Source organism: Hydrogenophaga sp., assembly GCF_030373245.1.
Taxonomy (GTDB): Bacteria; Pseudomonadota; Gammaproteobacteria; order Burkholderiales; family Burkholderiaceae_C; genus Hydrogenophaga.
Map to the genome: position 1 here is coordinate 328109 of NZ_JAUCZF010000004.1, position 17014 is coordinate 345122.

A 17014-nucleotide genomic window follows, 5' to 3' on the forward strand; every position below is an offset into this window, starting at 1 on the left:
CCCGTACACTCACCGCATGCTGATCCTGGGCTTTGAATCTTCCTGCGATGAAACCGGTGTGGCGCTGGTGGATGCCAGTGGCGCCGGGGTGCCGCGCCTGCTGGGCCACGCGCTGCACAGCCAGATCGAGATGCATCAGGCCTACGGCGGTGTGGTGCCTGAGCTGGCCAGCCGAGACCACATCCGGCGCGTGCTGCCGCTGACCGATGCGGTGCTGGCACAGGCCGCGTTGCCGCTGACGGCGGTGGACGCGGTGGCCTACACCCGCGGCCCTGGTCTGGCTGGTGCTTTGCTGGTGGGGTCGGGCGCGGCCTGCGCGATGGCAATGGCGCTGGGCAAGCCGGTGATCGGCATCCATCACCTCGAAGGTCACCTGCTCTCGCCCTTTCTCAGCGCCGACCCGCCAGAGTTTCCTTTTGTGGCCTTGCTGGTGTCGGGTGGCCACAGCCAGCTGATGCGGGTCGACGGCGTCGGGCGTTACAGCTTGCTGGGCGAGACCATCGACGACGCGGCGGGCGAAGCGTTTGACAAGTCGGCCAAGCTGCTGGGTCTGGGTTACCCCGGCGGCCCGGCACTCGCCCGCCTCGCCGAGCAGGGAGACCCGACGCTGTACCGCTTTCCGCGCCCGCTCCTGCACAGCGGTGACCTCGATTTTTCCTTTGCTGGCCTCAAGACCGCGGTGCTGACTCAGGTCAAGCGCCTGGCGCACGCGCGGCCCGAAGGCCCGGCCACGCCTGCGCTGGCCGAAGCCTTGGGCGAGCAGGCCAAGGCCGATGTGGCAGCCAGCGTGCAGGCCGCCATCGTGGAGGTGCTGGTGAAAAAATCTGTGGCTGCGCTGGATGCCACCGGCCTGAACCGGCTGGTCGTGGCCGGTGGCGTCGGCGCCAATGCACGGCTGCGGGAGCAGCTCGACGCCGCTGGTGCCCGGCGCCAGGCGCGCGTGCACTACCCCGAGCTGCACCTGTGCACCGACAACGGCGCCATGATCGCGCTGGCCGCGGGCCTGCGGGTTCAGGCCGGGCTGGTGCCGTTGGGCGAAGAGGCGCCTCGTTATGCCTTTGACGTGAAGCCCAGGTGGCCCCTGGCCGAGCTGGGCCAGGCCCTGGCGTGAGTGCCACCGCCCATAATCCCGCGTGACGTTACCTCGTCACCCGCCCAGCCGGTCCAGACAGTGGACCGGCGTGTTCTCTCAACGCGCTGACCCTCGCGGCTTCTTTCAATACGCCATGTTGCATTTCCTGTTTCTCCGTCGATCCTGGTTCGCTGGCTTGCTCGGCGCCTGCATCACTGTTCTGGCGGCCAGCTCCTGGGCGCAGACGCCTGCGGTGCCCCCCGCGGCGCCGATCCGAATTGGCATGATCGAAGGCCTGTCCGGCGCGTTTGCCAACACCGGCGAGGCGGTTTTTCGCAACCTGGTCTGGGCGACCGAGCGCGTCAACGCCCGCGGCGGCGTCAAGTTGCCCGGCGGCAACCGGCCGCTGGTGATTGAGCGTCTGGACAGCAAAGGCCAGACCGAAGAGGCCTTGTCGTCGCTGCGCTCGGCGATTGACCGCGACATCAGTTTCGTGACCCAGGGCAATTCGTCGGCCGCCGCAGCCGCACTGATCGAGGCCATCAACAAGCACAACGAGCGCGACAACGCGCGCCAGGTGCTGTTTCTCAACTACTCGGCGGTCGATCCCATGCTGACCAACGAGCGCTGCAGTCCGTGGCACTTCCGCTTCGATGCCCATGCCGACATGCGGATGACTGCGCTGATGAGCGTGCTGCGCGAGGACCGTGCGCTCAAACGCATCTACCTGATTGGTCAGGACTACAGCTTTGGCCAGGGCGTGCTGCGCGAGGCGCGTCGTCAGCTCGGCGAGCAGCGCCCCGACGTGACCATCGTGGGCGACGAGCTGCATCCGATGGCGCGCATCAAGGACTTCCTGCCTTACGCAGCCAAGATCAAGGCCAGCGGGGCGCAGGCCGTGCTCACCGGCAACTGGGGCAACGACCTCACTTTGCTCGTGAAGGCGGCGCGCGAGGTCGGCTTTGACGGCAGCTTCTACACGTTTTACGGCAACGCCTTGGGTGCGCCGGCTGCGATGGGCGAGGCCGGTATCGGCAAGGTCATCGCCGTCGCTGACTGGTTCCCCAACGTGCCCACCGCATCCTCCGAAGCGTTCTACCGGTCGTTCCGCCAGCGCTTTCCCAAGCCCGAGGACGATTATGTGCACATGCGCATGCAGCTCATGATCGAGGCGCTGGCCCAGGCGATCGAGCGCGCCGGATCACTCGAGGTCGCGCGCGTGGCCGTTGAGCTGAAAAATGCGGAAGTGACTCTGGCTGGCCAGACTGCGCGCATGCGCGCGGCCGATCACCAGCTCCAGCAGCCGCTGGCGGTGGCGGTGATGGACCGCCAGGGCGCGCCCGGTGTGAAGTTCGATGTGGAAGGTTCGGGCTTCGGCTTTCGCGTCGTGCGGCAGCTAACGCCGCAACAGGCCGAACTGCCGCACAGTTGCACCATGGACAGGCCATGATGTGCGGTGCGGTCAACTCCCGCTGGCAAGGAGCAATGTGATGCGTCAGGTGGTCATGGGTCTGGAGGAGTCGCGCATCCGCGAGGTGGCCAACGAAGGCTTGGGCCGCGACGATGTGCTCAAGTTCTGGTTCGGCGAAAGCGACGAGGCCACTCCCGAGTTCGTGCGCGAGGCCGCCATGGCCTCGCTGCAGGCGGGCGACACGTTTTATGCCCACAACCTGGGGCTGGTGGAGCTGCGTCAGGCGATCGCGGTCTACACCGAAACCCTGCACCCCGGGCAGGGCGCGACCCACTGGCTGCCGCGCCTGGCGGTGACCTCCGGCGGGGTCAACGGGCTCATGCTGGCATCGCAGGCGCTGGTGAATGCAGGCGATGAGGTGGTGGTGGTCACGCCGGCCTGGCCCAATCTGGTGGCGCAGCCCCTCATCATGGGTGCCCGGGTGGTCCGTGTGCCGCTCAAGGTGGTGCAGTCCGGACCACGCGCGGGCGCCTGGGTGCTGGACATGACCGCGCTGCTGGCCGCGATCACACCCGCTACGCGGATGCTGGTGCTCAACGCACCGAACAACCCCACGGGCTGGACGCTGGACCGAGAGCAGCAGGCCACCATTCTTGACCACTGCCGTCAGACCGGCACCTGGATCCTGGCCGACGAGGTCTACGAGCGCCTCTATTTCGCCGGCGACACCGATAACGGCGCTGCCAGCAGCTTTCTGGACGTGGCCGACCCCGACGACCGCCTGATCGTGGCGCACAGCTTTTCTAAGAGCTTTCTCATGACGGGTTGGCGCCTGGGCTGGCTGGTGATGCCGCAAGAGTTGACCCATGCCATGGGCAAACTCATCGAATTCAACACCTCGTGCGCCCCGGTGTTCATCCAGCGCGCCGCGCTGGCGGCGATCCAGCGCGGCGACGATATCACCCCGGCACTGGTGGCCCACCTCCAGGTCTGCCGCGATACCCTGGTGCCGCTGCTGCGCGAGACGCCCGGTGTCACCCTGGCCGAGCCGCGCGGCGGCATGTACGCCTTTTTCCGCCTGGATGGCCATGACGACTGCCTGGACACGGCCAAGCGCCTGGTGCGCGAAGCTGGCGTTGGCCTGGCACCGGGCAGCGCTTTTGGTGCCGAGTCGGCTGGCTGGCTGCGCTGGTGTTTTGCCAGCCGCGACCCACAGCGGCTGGTACAGGGGGTCGAGCGGCTTCGCGCCTGGCTGGCGCGCGCTCCAGGCGCCAGCACTGGGCTATAATCCTCGGTTGCCGTCAAGCTTGATGGCAATTCACGCCCGTTGCGGCGGTCAGAATCGATGGTCCTTGCAGGACTCATTGAGGGGCTGACAGGCTGCGTCGGGTCGCTTGTAACCCAAGGACATTCCATGATCGCCCAAGACATCAAAGCCGCCGTCATCGCGGACAACGCCCGTGCCGCCAAGGACACAGGCAGCCCAGAAGTGCAGGTCGCCATCCTGACCGCGCGCATCAACGAGCTCACCCCCCACTTCAAGACCCACGCCAAGGACCACCACGGCCGCCGCGGTCTGCTGCGCATGGTGAGCCGCCGCCGCAAGCTGCTGGACTACCTGAAGTCCAAGGACGCCGAGCGCTACATCGCCCTGATCCAGAAATTGGGTCTGCGCAAGTAATTGTGCGTCTGGGCTGACACGCAAAACGCCTGAGTTGGTTCGCTGGCTCGGGCGATTTTTGTTTGTAAGCCCCCATTTTTTAGATTCCGGAGCAACAACAACAGAGCGAAGCTGTGTCATTCCAACGGCGTTGCGGCCCCTCAGGGCTCGCTTGCAGCACCGCTGGAATGGCATCGTGTTCTGGGTTGTGATTCCGGGTTTTGTGCAGATTGTCTGCACGCCATGCCACCCATGCGGGTGGCGCAGAGGAGCAAAACCATGAGCATGTTCAACAAAGTCACCAAGACCTTCCAGTGGGGCCCGCACACGGTCACCATGGAAACCGGCGAAATCGCCCGCCAGGCCACCGGCGCCGTGCTGGTCAACATCGACGACACCGTGGTGCTGGCCACCGTGGTCGCCAAGACCGAGGCCAAGGCTGGCCAGGACTTCTTCCCCCTGACTGTCGACTACACCGAAAAAACCTATGCCGCCGGCAAGATCCCCGGCAGCTTCTTCAAGCGCGAAGGCCGTCCCAGCGAGCTGGAGACGTTGACCTGCCGCCTGATCGATCGTCCGATCCGTCCGCTGTTCCCCGAAGGCTTCTACAACGAAGTGCAGGTGATCGTGCACGTGGTGAGCCTGAACCCTGAAGTTCAGGCCGACATCGCCGCCATGATCGCGACCTCGGCCGCGCTGTCGGTCAGTGGCATCCCGTTCAATGGCCCCATCGGCGCGGCCCGCGTCGGTTATGTCAATGGCCAGTACGTGCTCAACCCTGGACAGACCCAGCTGCAAGACAGCCAGCTCGACCTGGTGGTCGCTGGCACTCAGGCTGCCGTGCTGATGGTGGAGTCTGAAGCGCAGCAACTGAGCGAAGAAATCATGCTTGGCGCCGTGGTGTTTGGTCATGAGCAGGGCAACATCGCGATCGCTGCGATCAACGAGCTGGTGCGTGACGCGGGCAAGCCGACCTGGGACTGGCAGCCGCCGGCCAAAGACGAGGCGCTGATCGCCAAGATCGACGGCCTGGCCAAGGCCAAGCTGGAGGCCGCTTACCAGATCCGCAACAAGCAGGCTCGCACCCAGGCCTGCCGCGCAGCCTACGCCGATGTGATGGCCGCTCTGAAGGCCGAGGGCACGGCTTTCGACAGCGTGGCCATCGAGGCCCTGCTGTTTGAAATCGAAGCCAAGATCGTGCGTGGCCAGATCCTGGCTGGCGAGCCGCGCATCGACGGCCGCGACACTCGCACCGTGCGTGCCATCGAAATCCGCAACAGCGTGCTGCCGCGCACCCACGGTTCGTGTCTGTTCACCCGAGGTGAGACCCAGGCGCTGGCTGTCGCGACGCTGGGCACCGACCGCGATGCTCAGCGCATCGACGCCCTGGCTGGTGACTTCCAGGACCGCTTCATGTTGCACTACAACATGCCTCCCTTCGCCACCGGCGAAGCGGGCCGTTTCGGCAGCCCCAAGCGCCGAGAAATCGGCCACGGCCGTCTGGCCAAGCGCGCACTGATTGCCGCACTGCCGAGCAAGGAAGACTTCCCCTACACCATGCGCGTGGTGTCGGAAATCACCGAGTCCAACGGCTCGTCTTCGATGGCGTCGGTCTGTGGCGGCTGCCTGGCATTGATGGACGCCGGTGTGCCGATGAAGGCTCACGTGGCCGGCATCGCCATGGGCCTGATCAAGGATGGCAACCGCTTTGCCGTGCTGACCGACATCCTGGGTGACGAAGATCATCTGGGCGACATGGACTTCAAGGTCGCGGGTACCACCAACGGCATTTCCGCCCTGCAGATGGACATCAAGATCCAGGGCATCACCAAGGAAATCATGCAGGTGGCACTGGCCCAGGCCAAGGAAGCGCGCATGCACATCCTGGGCAAGATGCAGGAAGCCATGGGCGAAGCGAAGACCGAGGTGTCGAACTTCGCGCCCAAGCTCTTCACCATGAAGATCAATCCCGAGAAGATCCGCGACGTGATCGGCAAGGGCGGCGCGGTCATTCGTGCGCTGACCGAAGAAACCGGTTGCCAGATCAACATCGACGAAGACGGCACCATCACCATCGCGTCTGCCGACAGTGCCAAGGCCGATGAGGCCAAGCGCCGCATCGAGCAAATCACCGCCGAAGTGGAAATTGGCAAGATCTACGAAGGCCCGGTCACCAAGATCCTGGACTTCGGCGCTCTGATCAACCTGCTGCCCGGCAAGGACGGCCTGCTGCACATCAGCCAGATTGCGCACGAGCGCGTGGAGAAGGTGACGGACTACCTGAGCGAAGGTCAGATCGTCAAGGTCAAGGTGCTGGAGACCGACGAAAAAGGCCGTGTCAAGCTGTCCATGAAGGCCTTGCTCGACCGCAACGAGCAGCCACAGCAGCAGCCCTGAGCGAGCCGTTCTGGTGACGAAGATGCAAGCGGTCGAGATCAGCGCGTTCGGCGCACCTGAGGTGCTGCGTTTGTGCGAGCGGCCAATGCCGGTCGCCGGCGCTGGCGAAGCGCTGATCCGCGTGTCTGCGTCCGGCATCAACCGACCCGATGTGCTGCAGCGAAGTGGCGCCTACCCGCCGCCGCCCGGTGCCTCCGACCTGCCAGGTCTGGAGGTGGCGGGTGTGATCGAAGCGGGCGATGCAGAGGCCTTGGCGCAAGCCGGTCTCAAGCTCGGCGACCGCGTCTGCGCGCTGGTGGCTGGTGGCGGCTATGCGCAGTGCTGCGTGGCACCTGTGGGTCAGTGTCTGCCGGTGCCCGAGGGTCTGGACGATGTGGCCGCGGCTTCGTTGCCTGAGACCTTTTTCACCGTCTGGAGCAATGTGTTTGACCGCGCCCGGCTGCAGGCCGGCGAAACCCTGCTGATCCAAGGCGGCACCAGCGGCATCGGCGTGACCGCGATCCAGCTGGCCAAGGCGCTCGGCGCCACTGTGATCGCTACCGCCGGCAGCGACGAAAAATGTGCGGCATGTCTGCAACTTGGCGCTGATCACGCCATCAACTACAAGGCGCAAGACTTCGCCGCCGAGGCCATTAGGCTCACCGATGGCCGCGGCGTCAACGTGGTGCTCGACATGGTCGCTGGCAGCTACGTGGCGCGCGAGGTGGAATGCCTGGCCGAGGACGGCCGCTTGGTGATCATCGCGGTGCAGGGCGGCGTCAAGGCAGATTTCAACGCCGGCTTGGTGCTGCGCCGCCGGCTGGTGATCACCGGCTCCACATTGCGCCCGCGGCCAGTGGCCTTCAAGACGGCGATTGCGCAGAGGCTGCGCGAGCAGGTCTGGCCGCTGCTGGCGCAGGGAAAGGTCAAGCCGGTGATCCACCGCGTGTTTCCGGCCGCCGAGGCAGCCGAGGCTCATGCCTTGATGGAATCCAACCAGCACATCGGCAAGATCGTGCTGACCTGGGCTTGATGTCCGGGGAGATACCTATGAAAAAGCTCATTGTTGGCAACTGGAAGATGAACGGCTCGCTGGCCGCCAACCAGACGCTGGTTCAGGCGATGCTGGACGGTTTGGCTGGACAGGCGCCCGCGTCACACATGGCGTTGTGCGTTCCATCGCCCTATTTGGCGCAGATGCAATTGCGCCTGACAGGTTCTGCCATTGCCTGGGGCGCGCAAGATGTGTCGGCTCAGGAGCAGGGCGCTTTCACCGGTGAGGTGAGCGCGGCCATGCTGAGAGACTTTGCTTGTCGCTACGCCATCGTGGGTCATTCCGAGCGACGCCAGTACCACGGCGAGACCGATTCGGTGGTGGCTTCCAAGGCACAACGAGCGTTGGCTGCGGGCATCACGCCGATCGTCTGCGTCGGTGAGACTCTGGCCGAGCGCGAAGCCGGACAGACCGAGGTTGTGGTCAAGCGCCAGCTGGCCGCTGTGATCCATGCGGTGGCGCATTGCACCAGTGAAATCGTGGTCGCCTACGAGCCGGTCTGGGCGATTGGCACGGGACAGACCGCGACACCTGAACAGGCTCAGGCGGTGCACGCGGTGCTGCGAGGCCAGATTGCCGCTGCGACTCAGCACCCCGAGCGGGTTCACATTCTTTACGGTGGCAGCATGAACGCTGCCAACGCAGCCAGCCTGCTGGCCCAGCCTGACATCGATGGCGGACTGATCGGCGGTGCCTCGCTCAAAGCCGCCGACTTCCTTCAGATCGCCGCTGCCGGGGCCTGAGCCCTGTTGCCCATCCCATTCGGAGTAAATCATGAACGTTGTATTGACCATTCTTCTCGCCGTGCAGCTGCTGTCTGCCATCGGCATGATCGCGCTGATCCTGATGCAGCACGGCAAAGGTGCGGACGCAGGAGCGGCCTTTGGTGGCGGCGGTGCTGGCTCGGCCAGCCTGTTCGGCGCTTCGGGTGGGGCGAACTTCATGTCGCGCTCCACCGGCGTGTTGGCCGCCATTTTCCTCACCTGCACCCTGGGACTGGCCTACTTCGGCAACCTGCGCCAGGCGCCCAGCACGGGCAGCGTGCTCGAAGGCGCGGCGATGCCCGGCCAGCCGCCTGCAGCAGCGCAGATTCCCGACTCGAGCGGTGCGACCGCCGTGCCGGCACCGGTCGCTGTTGAAACGGCTCCGACCGGCACCGGCGCCGCGCAAATCCCGGGCAAGTAAGCCTGGTGCAAATCCCCCGTGGTGTGATCGGAATTCTCAAGATGCGTGAATCCCGATACCGCGAGGAAATCCCCGGCTTTGCCCCGAAATCGGGTGTGATTCAGGGTAAACTCTGAGGCTGTTATTCAGGGTTCACACAGACCTCGTGAATCCGGCAGACAGACCCAGCCGACGTGGTGAAATTGGTAGACACGCTATCTTGAGGGGGTAGTGGCGAAAGCTGTGCGAGTTCGAGTCTCGCCGTCGGCACCAATCTTTGGACAACATGGCCTCCACGGTCATGTCAGTGGAATGCACCAAGATGAGTCTTGAACAATACCTCCCCGTGCTTTTGTTCATCTTGGTGGGCCTTGCCGTCGGGGTCATCCCGCAGGTACTGGGCTACATCCTGGGCCCAAACCGCCCGGATGCCGAGAAGAACTCCCCTTACGAGTGCGGCTTCGAGGCCTTCGAAGACGCGCGCATGAAGTTCGATGTCCGCTACTACCTGGTGGCCATCCTCTTTATCTTGTTTGACCTCGAGATCGCGTTCCTCATCCCTTGGGCCGTGGCGCTGGGTGAGATCGGCATGACCGGCTTTCTGGCCGGTGTCATGTTCCTCGCCATCCTCACGGTCGGATTTGTCTACGAGTGGAAAAAAGGTGCGCTCGACTGGGAGTGAAGCCTCCCTTTGATCGCAACCAACCCGGAGCAGCACATGATTGAAGGCGTATTCAAGGAAGGTTTTGTCACCACGAGCTACGACTCGGTGGTGAACTGGGCCAAGACCGGTTCCCTCTGGCCCATGACCTTTGGATTGGCCTGTTGCGCCGTTGAGATGATGCACGCCGCCGCCGCACGCTACGACATCGGGCGCTTTGGCGCCGAGGTGTTTCGTGCCAGTCCTCGCCAGTCCGATCTGATGATCGTGGCGGGAACGCTGTGTAACAAGATGGCGCCCGCCTTGCGCAAGGTGTATGACCAGATGGCCGAGCCCCGTTGGGTGCTCTCCATGGGCTCGTGCGCCAACGGCGGTGGCTATTACCACTACAGCTACTCTGTCGTGCGCGGTTGTGACCGCATCGTGCCGGTGGATGTGTACGTGCCGGGCTGCCCGCCGACGGCCGAGGCCTTGATCTACGGGATCATCCAGTTGCAGCAGAAGATCCGCCGCACCAACACGATCGCGCGCGCCTGAGCGGCGCCGCCGCCAGCAGCGACACCATGAGCGATACCTTGACCGACACACCCGTCGACATTTCCACCAGTCCCGAAGCGCTGCAGGCCACCGTGGCCGCGCTGCTCGGGGACCGCGTCCACTCGCTCACCATCGAGCGCGAAGAGCTCACTCTGGTGGTGGTGGCGTCAGACTACCTGGCCGTCATGCAGACCTTGCGAGACGCGCCACAGACACGTTTCGAACAATTGATTGACCTCTGTGGCCTGGACTACTCCACCTACGGCGACGGCCGCTGGGAGGGCCAGCGCTTTGCGGCGGTGTCCCACCTGCTGTCCGTCAGCCTCAACCACCGCCTGCGGGTGAGGGTGTTCTGCGCAGAAGATGATTTCCCGGTGCTCGACTCCGTGTCGCTGCTCTGGGCCTCGGCCAACTGGTACGAGCGCGAAGCCTTCGATCTGTTTGGCATTGTGTTCGAAGGGCACAACGACCTTCGCCGCATCCTCACCGACTACGGTTTCATCGGACACCCGTTCCGCAAGGATTTCCCGCTCTCGGGCCATGTGGAGATGCGCTACGACGTCGAGCGTCAGCGCGTCGTTTATGAGCCGGTGACCATCGAACCGCGCGAAATCACGCCGCGCGTGATCCGCGAAGACAACTACGGTGGTTTGCACTGATGGCTGAAATCAAGAATTACACCCTGAACTTCGGGCCCCAGCATCCGGCAGCGCACGGCGTGCTGCGACTGGTGTTGGAGCTTGATGGTGAGGTGGTGCAGCGCGCCGACCCGCACATCGGCCTTTTGCACCGGGCCACCGAAAAGCTCGCCGAGCACAAGACCTACATCCAGTCGCTGCCCTACATGGATCGGCTGGATTACGTGTCGATGATGTGCAACGAGCACGCCTACTGCCTGGCCATCGAGAAACTGTTGGGTATCGAGGTTCCGATCCGCGCACAGTACATCCGCGTGATGTTCAGCGAGATCACCCGCTTGATGAACCATCTGATGTGGCTGGGTTCGCATGGCAACGATTGCGGCAGCTCCACCATCCTGATTTACGCGTTTCGCGAGCGAGAAGACCTGTTCGACATGTACGAAGCGGTGTCGGGTGCGCGCATGCACGCGGCCTATTTCCGTCCGGGCGGTGTCTACCGCGACCTGCCGGACTCCATGCCGCAGTACCAGCACAGCAAGATCCGCAATGCCAAGGCGATGGCGGAGATGAATACGAACCGCCAAGGTTCGCTGCTGGACTTCATCGACGACTTCACTCAGCGCTTTCCTACCTACCTGGCCGAGTACCACACGCTGCTCACGGACAACCGCATCTGGAAGCAGCGCACCGTCGGTATCGGTGTCGTGACGCCCGAGCGAGCCCTCAACCTGGGCATGACGGGTCCCATGCTGCGCGGCTCGGGTATCGCCTGGGATCTGCGCAAGAAGCAGCCGTACGACGTATACGACCGCATGGACTTCGACATTCCGGTGGGCAAGACGGGGGACACCTACGACCGCTACCTGGTGCGCATGGAGGAGATGAAGCAGTCCAACCGCATCATCCAGCAGTGCGTGAAATGGCTGCGTGCCAACCCCGGCCCGGTGATCACCGACAACCACAAGGTGGCTCCGCCCGCGCGCGAATCGATGAAAGCCAACATGGAGGAGCTGATCCACCATTTCAAGCTGTTCACCGAAGGCTTCCACGTGCCCGAGGGTGAGGCCTATGCCGCCGTCGAGCACCCCAAGGGCGAGTTCGGCATCTACCTGGTGAGCGACGGCGCCAACAAGCCGTATCGCCTCAAGATCCGGGCCCCGGGCTTCGCCCACTTGTCCACCATGGACGAGATGGCCAAGGGCCACATGCTGGCCGACGCCGTGGCCATCATCGGCACCATGGACATTGTTTTCGGAGAGATTGATCGATGACAGCGACGACCGCTGGACACCACGGCGCGGTTGACGCGCTGGTGTTGTCGGCTTCCACCCAAGCCCGCTTTGCGCGCGAAGTTGCCAAGTACCCCGCCGATCAGGCGCAGTCGGCCGTGATGGCCTGCCTGTCCATCGTCCAGCATGAGCAGGGTCACGTCAGCGTGGCCGCCGAGAAGGCGGTTGCCGACTACCTGGGCATGTCGCCGATCGCGGTGCACGAGGTCACGACTTTCTACAACATGTACAACCAGCGCGCGGTGGGCAAGTTCAAGCTCAACGTCTGCACCAACCTGCCGTGCCAGCTGCGCGATGGTCACAAGGCGCTGCAACACCTGGAGCACAAGCTCGGCATCGCCATGGGCGAAACCACGGCCGACGGCCTGTTCACCCTGCAGCAAAGCGAGTGCCTGGGTGCCTGTGCCGATGCGCCGGTGATGCTGGTCAACGACCGCCACATGTGCAGCTTCATGAGCCACGACAAGCTCGATCAGCTGATCGAAGGACTTGCCGTAGCCGAAACGAACACAAAGGGCACCGCATGAACGCAGAGCAAGTTATTGCGCAGTTCCGCGCCACCGGCGTGCAAAGCTGCTTCCACGGTCGCCACATCAATCCGCAGATCTACGCCGGCCTCGACGGCAGCAACTGGTCGCTCAAGGACTACGAGGCGCGTGGCGGCTACCAGGCGCTGCGCAAGGTGCTGGGCAAGGACGGCTTGGCGCCCGATCCCGAAACGGGTGTGGTTGGCCTGACCAAAGACGAGGTGATCGCCACCGTCAAGGAGTCTGCGCTGCGCGGTCGCGGTGGCGCAGGCTTCCCCACCGGCCTCAAGTGGAGCTTCATGCCGCGCCAGTTCCCGGGTCAGAAGTACTTGGTCTGCAACTCCGATGAGGGCGAGCCGGGGACCTGCAAGGACCGCGACATCCTGATGTACAACCCGCACATCGTCATCGAAGGCATGGCGATCGCCGCTTACGCGATGGGCATCAGCGTGGGCTACAACTACATTCACGGCGAGATCTTCCAGGAGTACGAACGTTTCGAGGCCGCGCTGGAAGAGGCTCGTGCGGCTGGCTACCTGGGCGACGCCATCTTGGGCAGCGAATTCAATTTCCAGCTGCACGCCTTCCATGGCTTCGGCGCCTATATCTGCGGCGAAGAAACCGCGCTGCTGGAATCGCTGGAAGGCAAGAAGGGCCAGCCGCGCTTCAAGCCGCCGTTTCCGGCCAGCTTCGGCCTCTACGGCAAGCCCACCACGATCAACAACACCGAGACCTTTGCGGCCGTGCCCTGGATCATCCGCAACGGCGGCCAGGCCTACCTCGAATGCGGCAAGCCCAACAACGGTGGCACCAAGATCTACTCCGTCAGTGGTGACGTCAACCTGCCCGGCAATTACGAGGTGCCCATGGGCACGCCGTTTGCCAAGCTGCTGGAACTCGCCGGCGGTGTGCGCACCGGTCGCACGCTCAAGGCGGTGATTCCCGGGGGCTCGTCGGCACCGGTGCTGCCGGCGCACATCATGATGGAGTGCACGATGGACTACGACTCCATCGCCAAGGCTGGCTCGATGCTGGGCTCGGGCGCGGTCATCGTCATGGACGACTCCCGCTGCATGGTCGAGTCGCTCAAGCGCCTGTCTTATTTCTACATGCACGAGTCCTGTGGCCAGTGCACACCGTGCCGCGAAGGCACGGGCTGGTTGTGGCGACTGGTGGACAAGATCCACCGGGGCGACGGCCGTCCGTCCGATATGGCGCTGCTGGACAACGTGGCCGAGAACATCATGGGTCGCACCATCTGCGCCCTGGGTGATGCTGCGGCGATGCCCGTGCGCGCCATGATCAAGCACTTCCGGCCCGAGTTCGAGGCCATGATCAAGGCCGATGCGGTCGCGGCGGTTTGAAGACGTATCCCAAATGATTGAAATCGAACTCGACGGTCAGAAAGTGGAAGTGCCGCCCGGCAGCATGGTGATGCATGCAGCCGACAAGGCGGGCACCTACATCCCCCACTTCTGCTATCACAAGAAGCTGTCCATCGCGGCCAATTGCCGCATGTGCCTGGTCGAGGTGGAGAAGGCGCCCAAGCCCATGCCCGCCTGCGCCACACCAGTGACTCAGGGCATGATCGTGCGCACCAAGTCCGACAAGGCCATCAAGGCGCAGAAGTCGGTGATGGAGTTTCTGCTCATCAACCATCCGCTGGACTGCCCGATTTGCGATCAGGGCGGCGAGTGCCAGTTGCAGGACCTGGCCGTGGGTTACGGTGGTTCAGGCTCGCGCTACGAGGAAGAAAAGCGCGTGGTATTTCACAAGGACGCTGGCCCGCTCATCTCCATGGAAGAGATGAGCCGCTGCATCCATTGCACGCGCTGCGTTCGCTTTGGGCAGGAGATCGGCGGGGTGATGGAGCTGGGGATGTCGCACCGCGGCGAACACGCCGAGATCGAGACTTTTGTCGGCCAGTCGATCGACTCGGAGTTGTCGGGCAACATGATCGACATCTGCCCGGTGGGCGCGCTCACCAGCAAGCCGTTTCGTTACCAGGCCCGCACCTGGGAGCTGTCGCGCCGCAAGTCGGTGAGCCCGCACGATTCCACCGGTGCCAATCTCATCGTACAGGTCAAGAACCATCAGGTGATGCGTGTGGTGCCACTGGAGAACGAAGCCGTCAACGAGTGCTGGATCGCTGACCGGGATCGCTTCTCTTATGAAGCGCTGGGCAGTGCCGATCGCCTCACTGCGCCCATGATCAAGCAGGGCGGGCAGTGGCAAACGGTGGACTGGCAGACCGCGATGGAGTACGTCGCCAATGGCCTCAAGCAGGTCAGAGCCGAACATGGTGCCCAGGCCATCGGCCTGCTCGCCAGCCCGCACAGCACGGTCGAAGAGCTGGCCCTGGCTGGTGCGCTGGTGCGCGGTCTGGGCAGCGAAAACATCGACGCCCGCTTGCGTCATGCCGATTTCTCCTGCGCAGCCGCCCCAGGTGTGGCGCGTTGGCTGGGTCTGCCGATCGCTGAACTGACCACGCTGCAGCGTGTGCTGGTGGTGGGCTCCAACCTGCGCAAGGATCATCCCTTGTTCGCCCAGCGAATTCGTCAGGCGGTTCGTCATGGCGCGCAACTGAATGTGTTGGCGGGGCAGACGCCCGACTGGGCGATGCCGGTGGCCCATACCGTGCAGGCCGATGTTTCCGCCTGGGTGGTCGCGCTGGCGGGCATCGCGGCTGCAGTGGCCCAGGCGGCTGATGTTCAGTCGCCCGTGGCCGCACCCGTCAGCGACGAGGCGCGCGCGGTGGCCAAATCGCTTCTGAGCGGCGAGCGAAAGGCCATTCTGCTCGGCAATGCAGCTGCCCACCATGAAAAGGCCAGCAGCTTGCTGGCACTGGCACTGTGGATTGGCGAACATACCGGTGCGAAAGTGGGCTACCTCACCGAAGCGGCCAACACCGTCGGTGCCCAGCTGGTGAACGCCATTCCTGGCCCTGGCGGGCAGCACGCGGCGCAGATGCTCGCGGGTGGTGTGAAGGCCGCATTGCTGCTCAATCTGGAGCCAGGTGCCGATTCGGCTGTGGATGGTGCAGCGCTGGCCCAGTCCGGCATGGTCGTCACGTTCAGCCCGTTCCGAACCAACCTGGACATCAGCGATGTGCTGCTGCCCATTGCTCCTTTCAGTGAGACCTCGGGTTCGTTCGTCAATGCCGAAGGCCGGCTGCAAAGTTTCCACGCCGTGGTGCGCCCACTCGGCGAAACACGGCCCGCATGGAAGGTGCTGCGCGTGCTTGGCAACCTTCTGGCCTTGCCCGGCTTTGATGCCGACTCGTCGGCGGCGGTGCTTGCTGCTGCGCTGCCGGGGGTGAGCAGTGGCCAGACGGTGGATGCCGCGCGCCTGTCCAATGACGCAGCAGGGCTGGGCCCTGCAGCTGCCGATCAGTCGCCTGCGGCGAAGGCACCTTGCGTAGCCAGCATTTACCAGCTCGATGGCCTGGTGCGCCGTGCGCCTTCGCTGCAGCTGACGCAAGACGCGCGCAATGCCTGCGGCGAGGTTGAGGGAGCCAGCGCATGATCGATGCGATGTACAACGGTGGCCTCGGGCTGATCGCCGCACCCTGGTGGACGACAGCCGCCTGGCCGGTGATCTGGAGCCTGATCAAGATCGTGGCTGTTCTCGCTCCGCTGATGGGGGCGGTGGCCTACCTGACGCTTTGGGAGCGCAAGCTGCTGGGCTTCATGCAGGTGCGCCTGGGCCCGAACCGTGTCGGGCCATTTGGCCTGCTGCAACCCATCGCCGATGCGATCAAGCTGCTGACCAAGGAAATCATCAGTCCGAGCGCAGCCAGCAGTGGCTTGTTCCGCCTTGGTCCCATGATGGCGATCATGCCGGCTTTGGCCGCCTGGGTGGCGGTGCCATTCGGCCCTGACGCGATCCTCGCCAACGTCAATGCGGGTCTGCTCTTGATCCTGGCCATCACCTCGATCGAGGTGTACGGCGTGATCATTGCCGGCTGGGCATCGAACTCCAAATACGCTTTCCTGGGCGCTTTGCGCGCATCGGCCCAGATGGTGAGCTACGAAATTGCCATCGGCTTCTGTTTCCTCATCGTCGTGATGACCGCCGGCAGCCTTCACCTGGGCGAGATCGTGGCGTCGCAGGCGCGTGGCATGGGGGCGGACATGGGCCTGAACTTCCTGTCCTGGAACTGGCTGCCGCTGCTGCCGATCTTTGTGGTGTTCCTGATTTCCGGCGTGGCCGAGACCAATCGTCACCCCTTTGACGTGGTCGAGGGCGAGGCGGAAATCGTGGCCGGCCACATGGTCGAGTACTCGGGCATGGGCTTCGCCATCTTCTTCCTGGCGGAGTACGCCAGCATGTGGCTGGTGTCCATTCTCGCGGTGCTGATGTTTCTGGGCGGCTGGCTGCCGCCAGTGGACAGCGCCGTGTTCAACTGGATTCCAGGCTGGATCTGGCTCGGCCTCAAGACCTTCCTGGTGGTCTCGATCTTCATCTGGCTGCGAGCCACGTTCCCGCGCTTCCGCTACGACCAGATCATGCGTCTGGGGTGGAAGATCTTCATCCCTGTGACCCTGATCTGGCTGCTGCTTGTGGGCGGACTGATGCAGACCTCGTGGAACATCTGGAAGTAAGTCCGCTACCTTGATGAC

General features: G+C 64.0%; 16 protein-coding genes and 1 tRNA gene. All 17 read left to right on the forward strand.

Going from position 1 to position 17014, the window contains the following annotated elements:
• Window positions 1-16 precede the first annotated feature (16 nt).
• The 17 genes from tsaD to nuoH all read left to right on the forward strand — a co-directional run bounded on the left by tsaD (window position 17) and on the right by nuoH (window position 16996).
• Window positions 17-1111, forward strand: coding sequence for a tRNA (adenosine(37)-N6)-threonylcarbamoyltransferase complex transferase subunit TsaD (gene tsaD / locus QUV25_RS11770; RefSeq protein ID WP_300864059.1), 1095 nt, complete (start codon window positions 17-19; stop codon window positions 1109-1111).
• Window positions 1112-1226: 115 nt separating this feature from the next.
• Window positions 1227-2522 carry a branched-chain amino acid ABC transporter substrate-binding protein gene (locus QUV25_RS11775; protein ID WP_300864062.1) on the forward strand — a complete coding sequence of 432 codons (1296 nt, stop codon included), beginning with the start codon at window positions 1227-1229 and terminating at the stop codon, window positions 2520-2522.
• A 40-nt stretch (window positions 2523-2562) separates the two neighbouring features.
• Window positions 2563-3771: a pyridoxal phosphate-dependent aminotransferase gene (locus QUV25_RS11780; protein WP_300864064.1), complete on the forward strand. Its 1209-nt coding sequence runs from the start codon at window positions 2563-2565 to the stop codon at window positions 3769-3771.
• A gap of 126 nt (window positions 3772-3897) precedes the next feature.
• A complete protein-coding gene (gene rpsO / locus QUV25_RS11785) occupies window positions 3898-4164 on the forward strand; it encodes a 30S ribosomal protein S15 (protein ID WP_300864066.1) in 267 nt (88 codons plus the stop codon).
• Between the two features lie 258 nt (window positions 4165-4422).
• Window positions 4423-6540 carry a polyribonucleotide nucleotidyltransferase gene (gene pnp / locus QUV25_RS11790; protein ID WP_300864068.1) on the forward strand — a complete coding sequence of 706 codons (2118 nt, stop codon included), beginning with the start codon at window positions 4423-4425 and terminating at the stop codon, window positions 6538-6540.
• Window positions 6541-6562: 22 nt separating this feature from the next.
• Window positions 6563-7552, forward strand: a complete 990-nt coding sequence (locus QUV25_RS11795) for an NAD(P)H-quinone oxidoreductase (RefSeq protein ID WP_300864070.1) — start codon at window positions 6563-6565, stop codon at window positions 7550-7552.
• 17 nt (window positions 7553-7569) lie between these two features.
• The gene (gene tpiA / locus QUV25_RS11800; RefSeq protein WP_300864073.1) at window positions 7570-8316 is read left to right on the forward strand and encodes a triose-phosphate isomerase; all 747 of its coding nucleotides are present in this window, start codon (window positions 7570-7572) and stop codon (window positions 8314-8316) included.
• Window positions 8317-8347: 31 nt separating this feature from the next.
• Window positions 8348-8758, forward strand: a complete 411-nt coding sequence (secG, locus tag QUV25_RS11805; protein WP_300864076.1) for a preprotein translocase subunit SecG — start codon at window positions 8348-8350, stop codon at window positions 8756-8758.
• A 167-nt stretch (window positions 8759-8925) separates the two neighbouring features.
• A tRNA-Leu gene (locus tag QUV25_RS11810) sits at window positions 8926-9010 on the forward strand.
• Between the two features lie 49 nt (window positions 9011-9059).
• The gene (locus QUV25_RS11815; protein WP_291010470.1) at window positions 9060-9419 is read left to right on the forward strand and encodes an NADH-quinone oxidoreductase subunit A; all 360 of its coding nucleotides are present in this window, start codon (window positions 9060-9062) and stop codon (window positions 9417-9419) included.
• A gap of 36 nt (window positions 9420-9455) precedes the next feature.
• Window positions 9456-9935 carry an NADH-quinone oxidoreductase subunit B family protein gene (locus QUV25_RS11820; protein WP_291010469.1) on the forward strand — a complete coding sequence of 160 codons (480 nt, stop codon included), beginning with the start codon at window positions 9456-9458 and terminating at the stop codon, window positions 9933-9935.
• A gap of 26 nt (window positions 9936-9961) precedes the next feature.
• Window positions 9962-10594: an NADH-quinone oxidoreductase subunit C gene (locus QUV25_RS11825; protein ID WP_300864078.1), complete on the forward strand. Its 633-nt coding sequence runs from the start codon at window positions 9962-9964 to the stop codon at window positions 10592-10594.
• Window positions 10594-11847 (forward strand): NADH-quinone oxidoreductase subunit D, encoded by a 1254-nt coding sequence (locus QUV25_RS11830; protein WP_300864080.1) that lies wholly within the window; start codon window positions 10594-10596, stop codon window positions 11845-11847. The genes QUV25_RS11825 and QUV25_RS11830 overlap by 1 nt, the downstream gene beginning before the upstream one ends.
• Window positions 11844-12392, forward strand: a complete 549-nt coding sequence (gene nuoE, locus QUV25_RS11835) for an NADH-quinone oxidoreductase subunit NuoE (RefSeq protein WP_300864082.1) — start codon at window positions 11844-11846, stop codon at window positions 12390-12392. The genes QUV25_RS11830 and nuoE overlap by 4 nt, the downstream gene beginning before the upstream one ends.
• Window positions 12389-13756 (forward strand): NADH-quinone oxidoreductase subunit NuoF, encoded by a 1368-nt coding sequence (nuoF, locus tag QUV25_RS11840; protein ID WP_300864085.1) that lies wholly within the window; start codon window positions 12389-12391, stop codon window positions 13754-13756. Before nuoE ends, nuoF begins: the two co-directional genes overlap by 4 nt.
• 13 nt (window positions 13757-13769) lie before the next feature.
• Window positions 13770-15917, forward strand: a complete 2148-nt coding sequence (gene nuoG, locus QUV25_RS11845; RefSeq protein ID WP_300864087.1) for an NADH-quinone oxidoreductase subunit NuoG — start codon at window positions 13770-13772, stop codon at window positions 15915-15917.
• A complete protein-coding gene (gene nuoH / locus QUV25_RS11850; RefSeq protein WP_300864089.1) occupies window positions 15914-16996 on the forward strand; it encodes an NADH-quinone oxidoreductase subunit NuoH in 1083 nt (360 codons plus the stop codon). The genes nuoG and nuoH overlap by 4 nt, the downstream gene beginning before the upstream one ends.
• Window positions 16997-17014 lie beyond the last annotated feature (18 nt).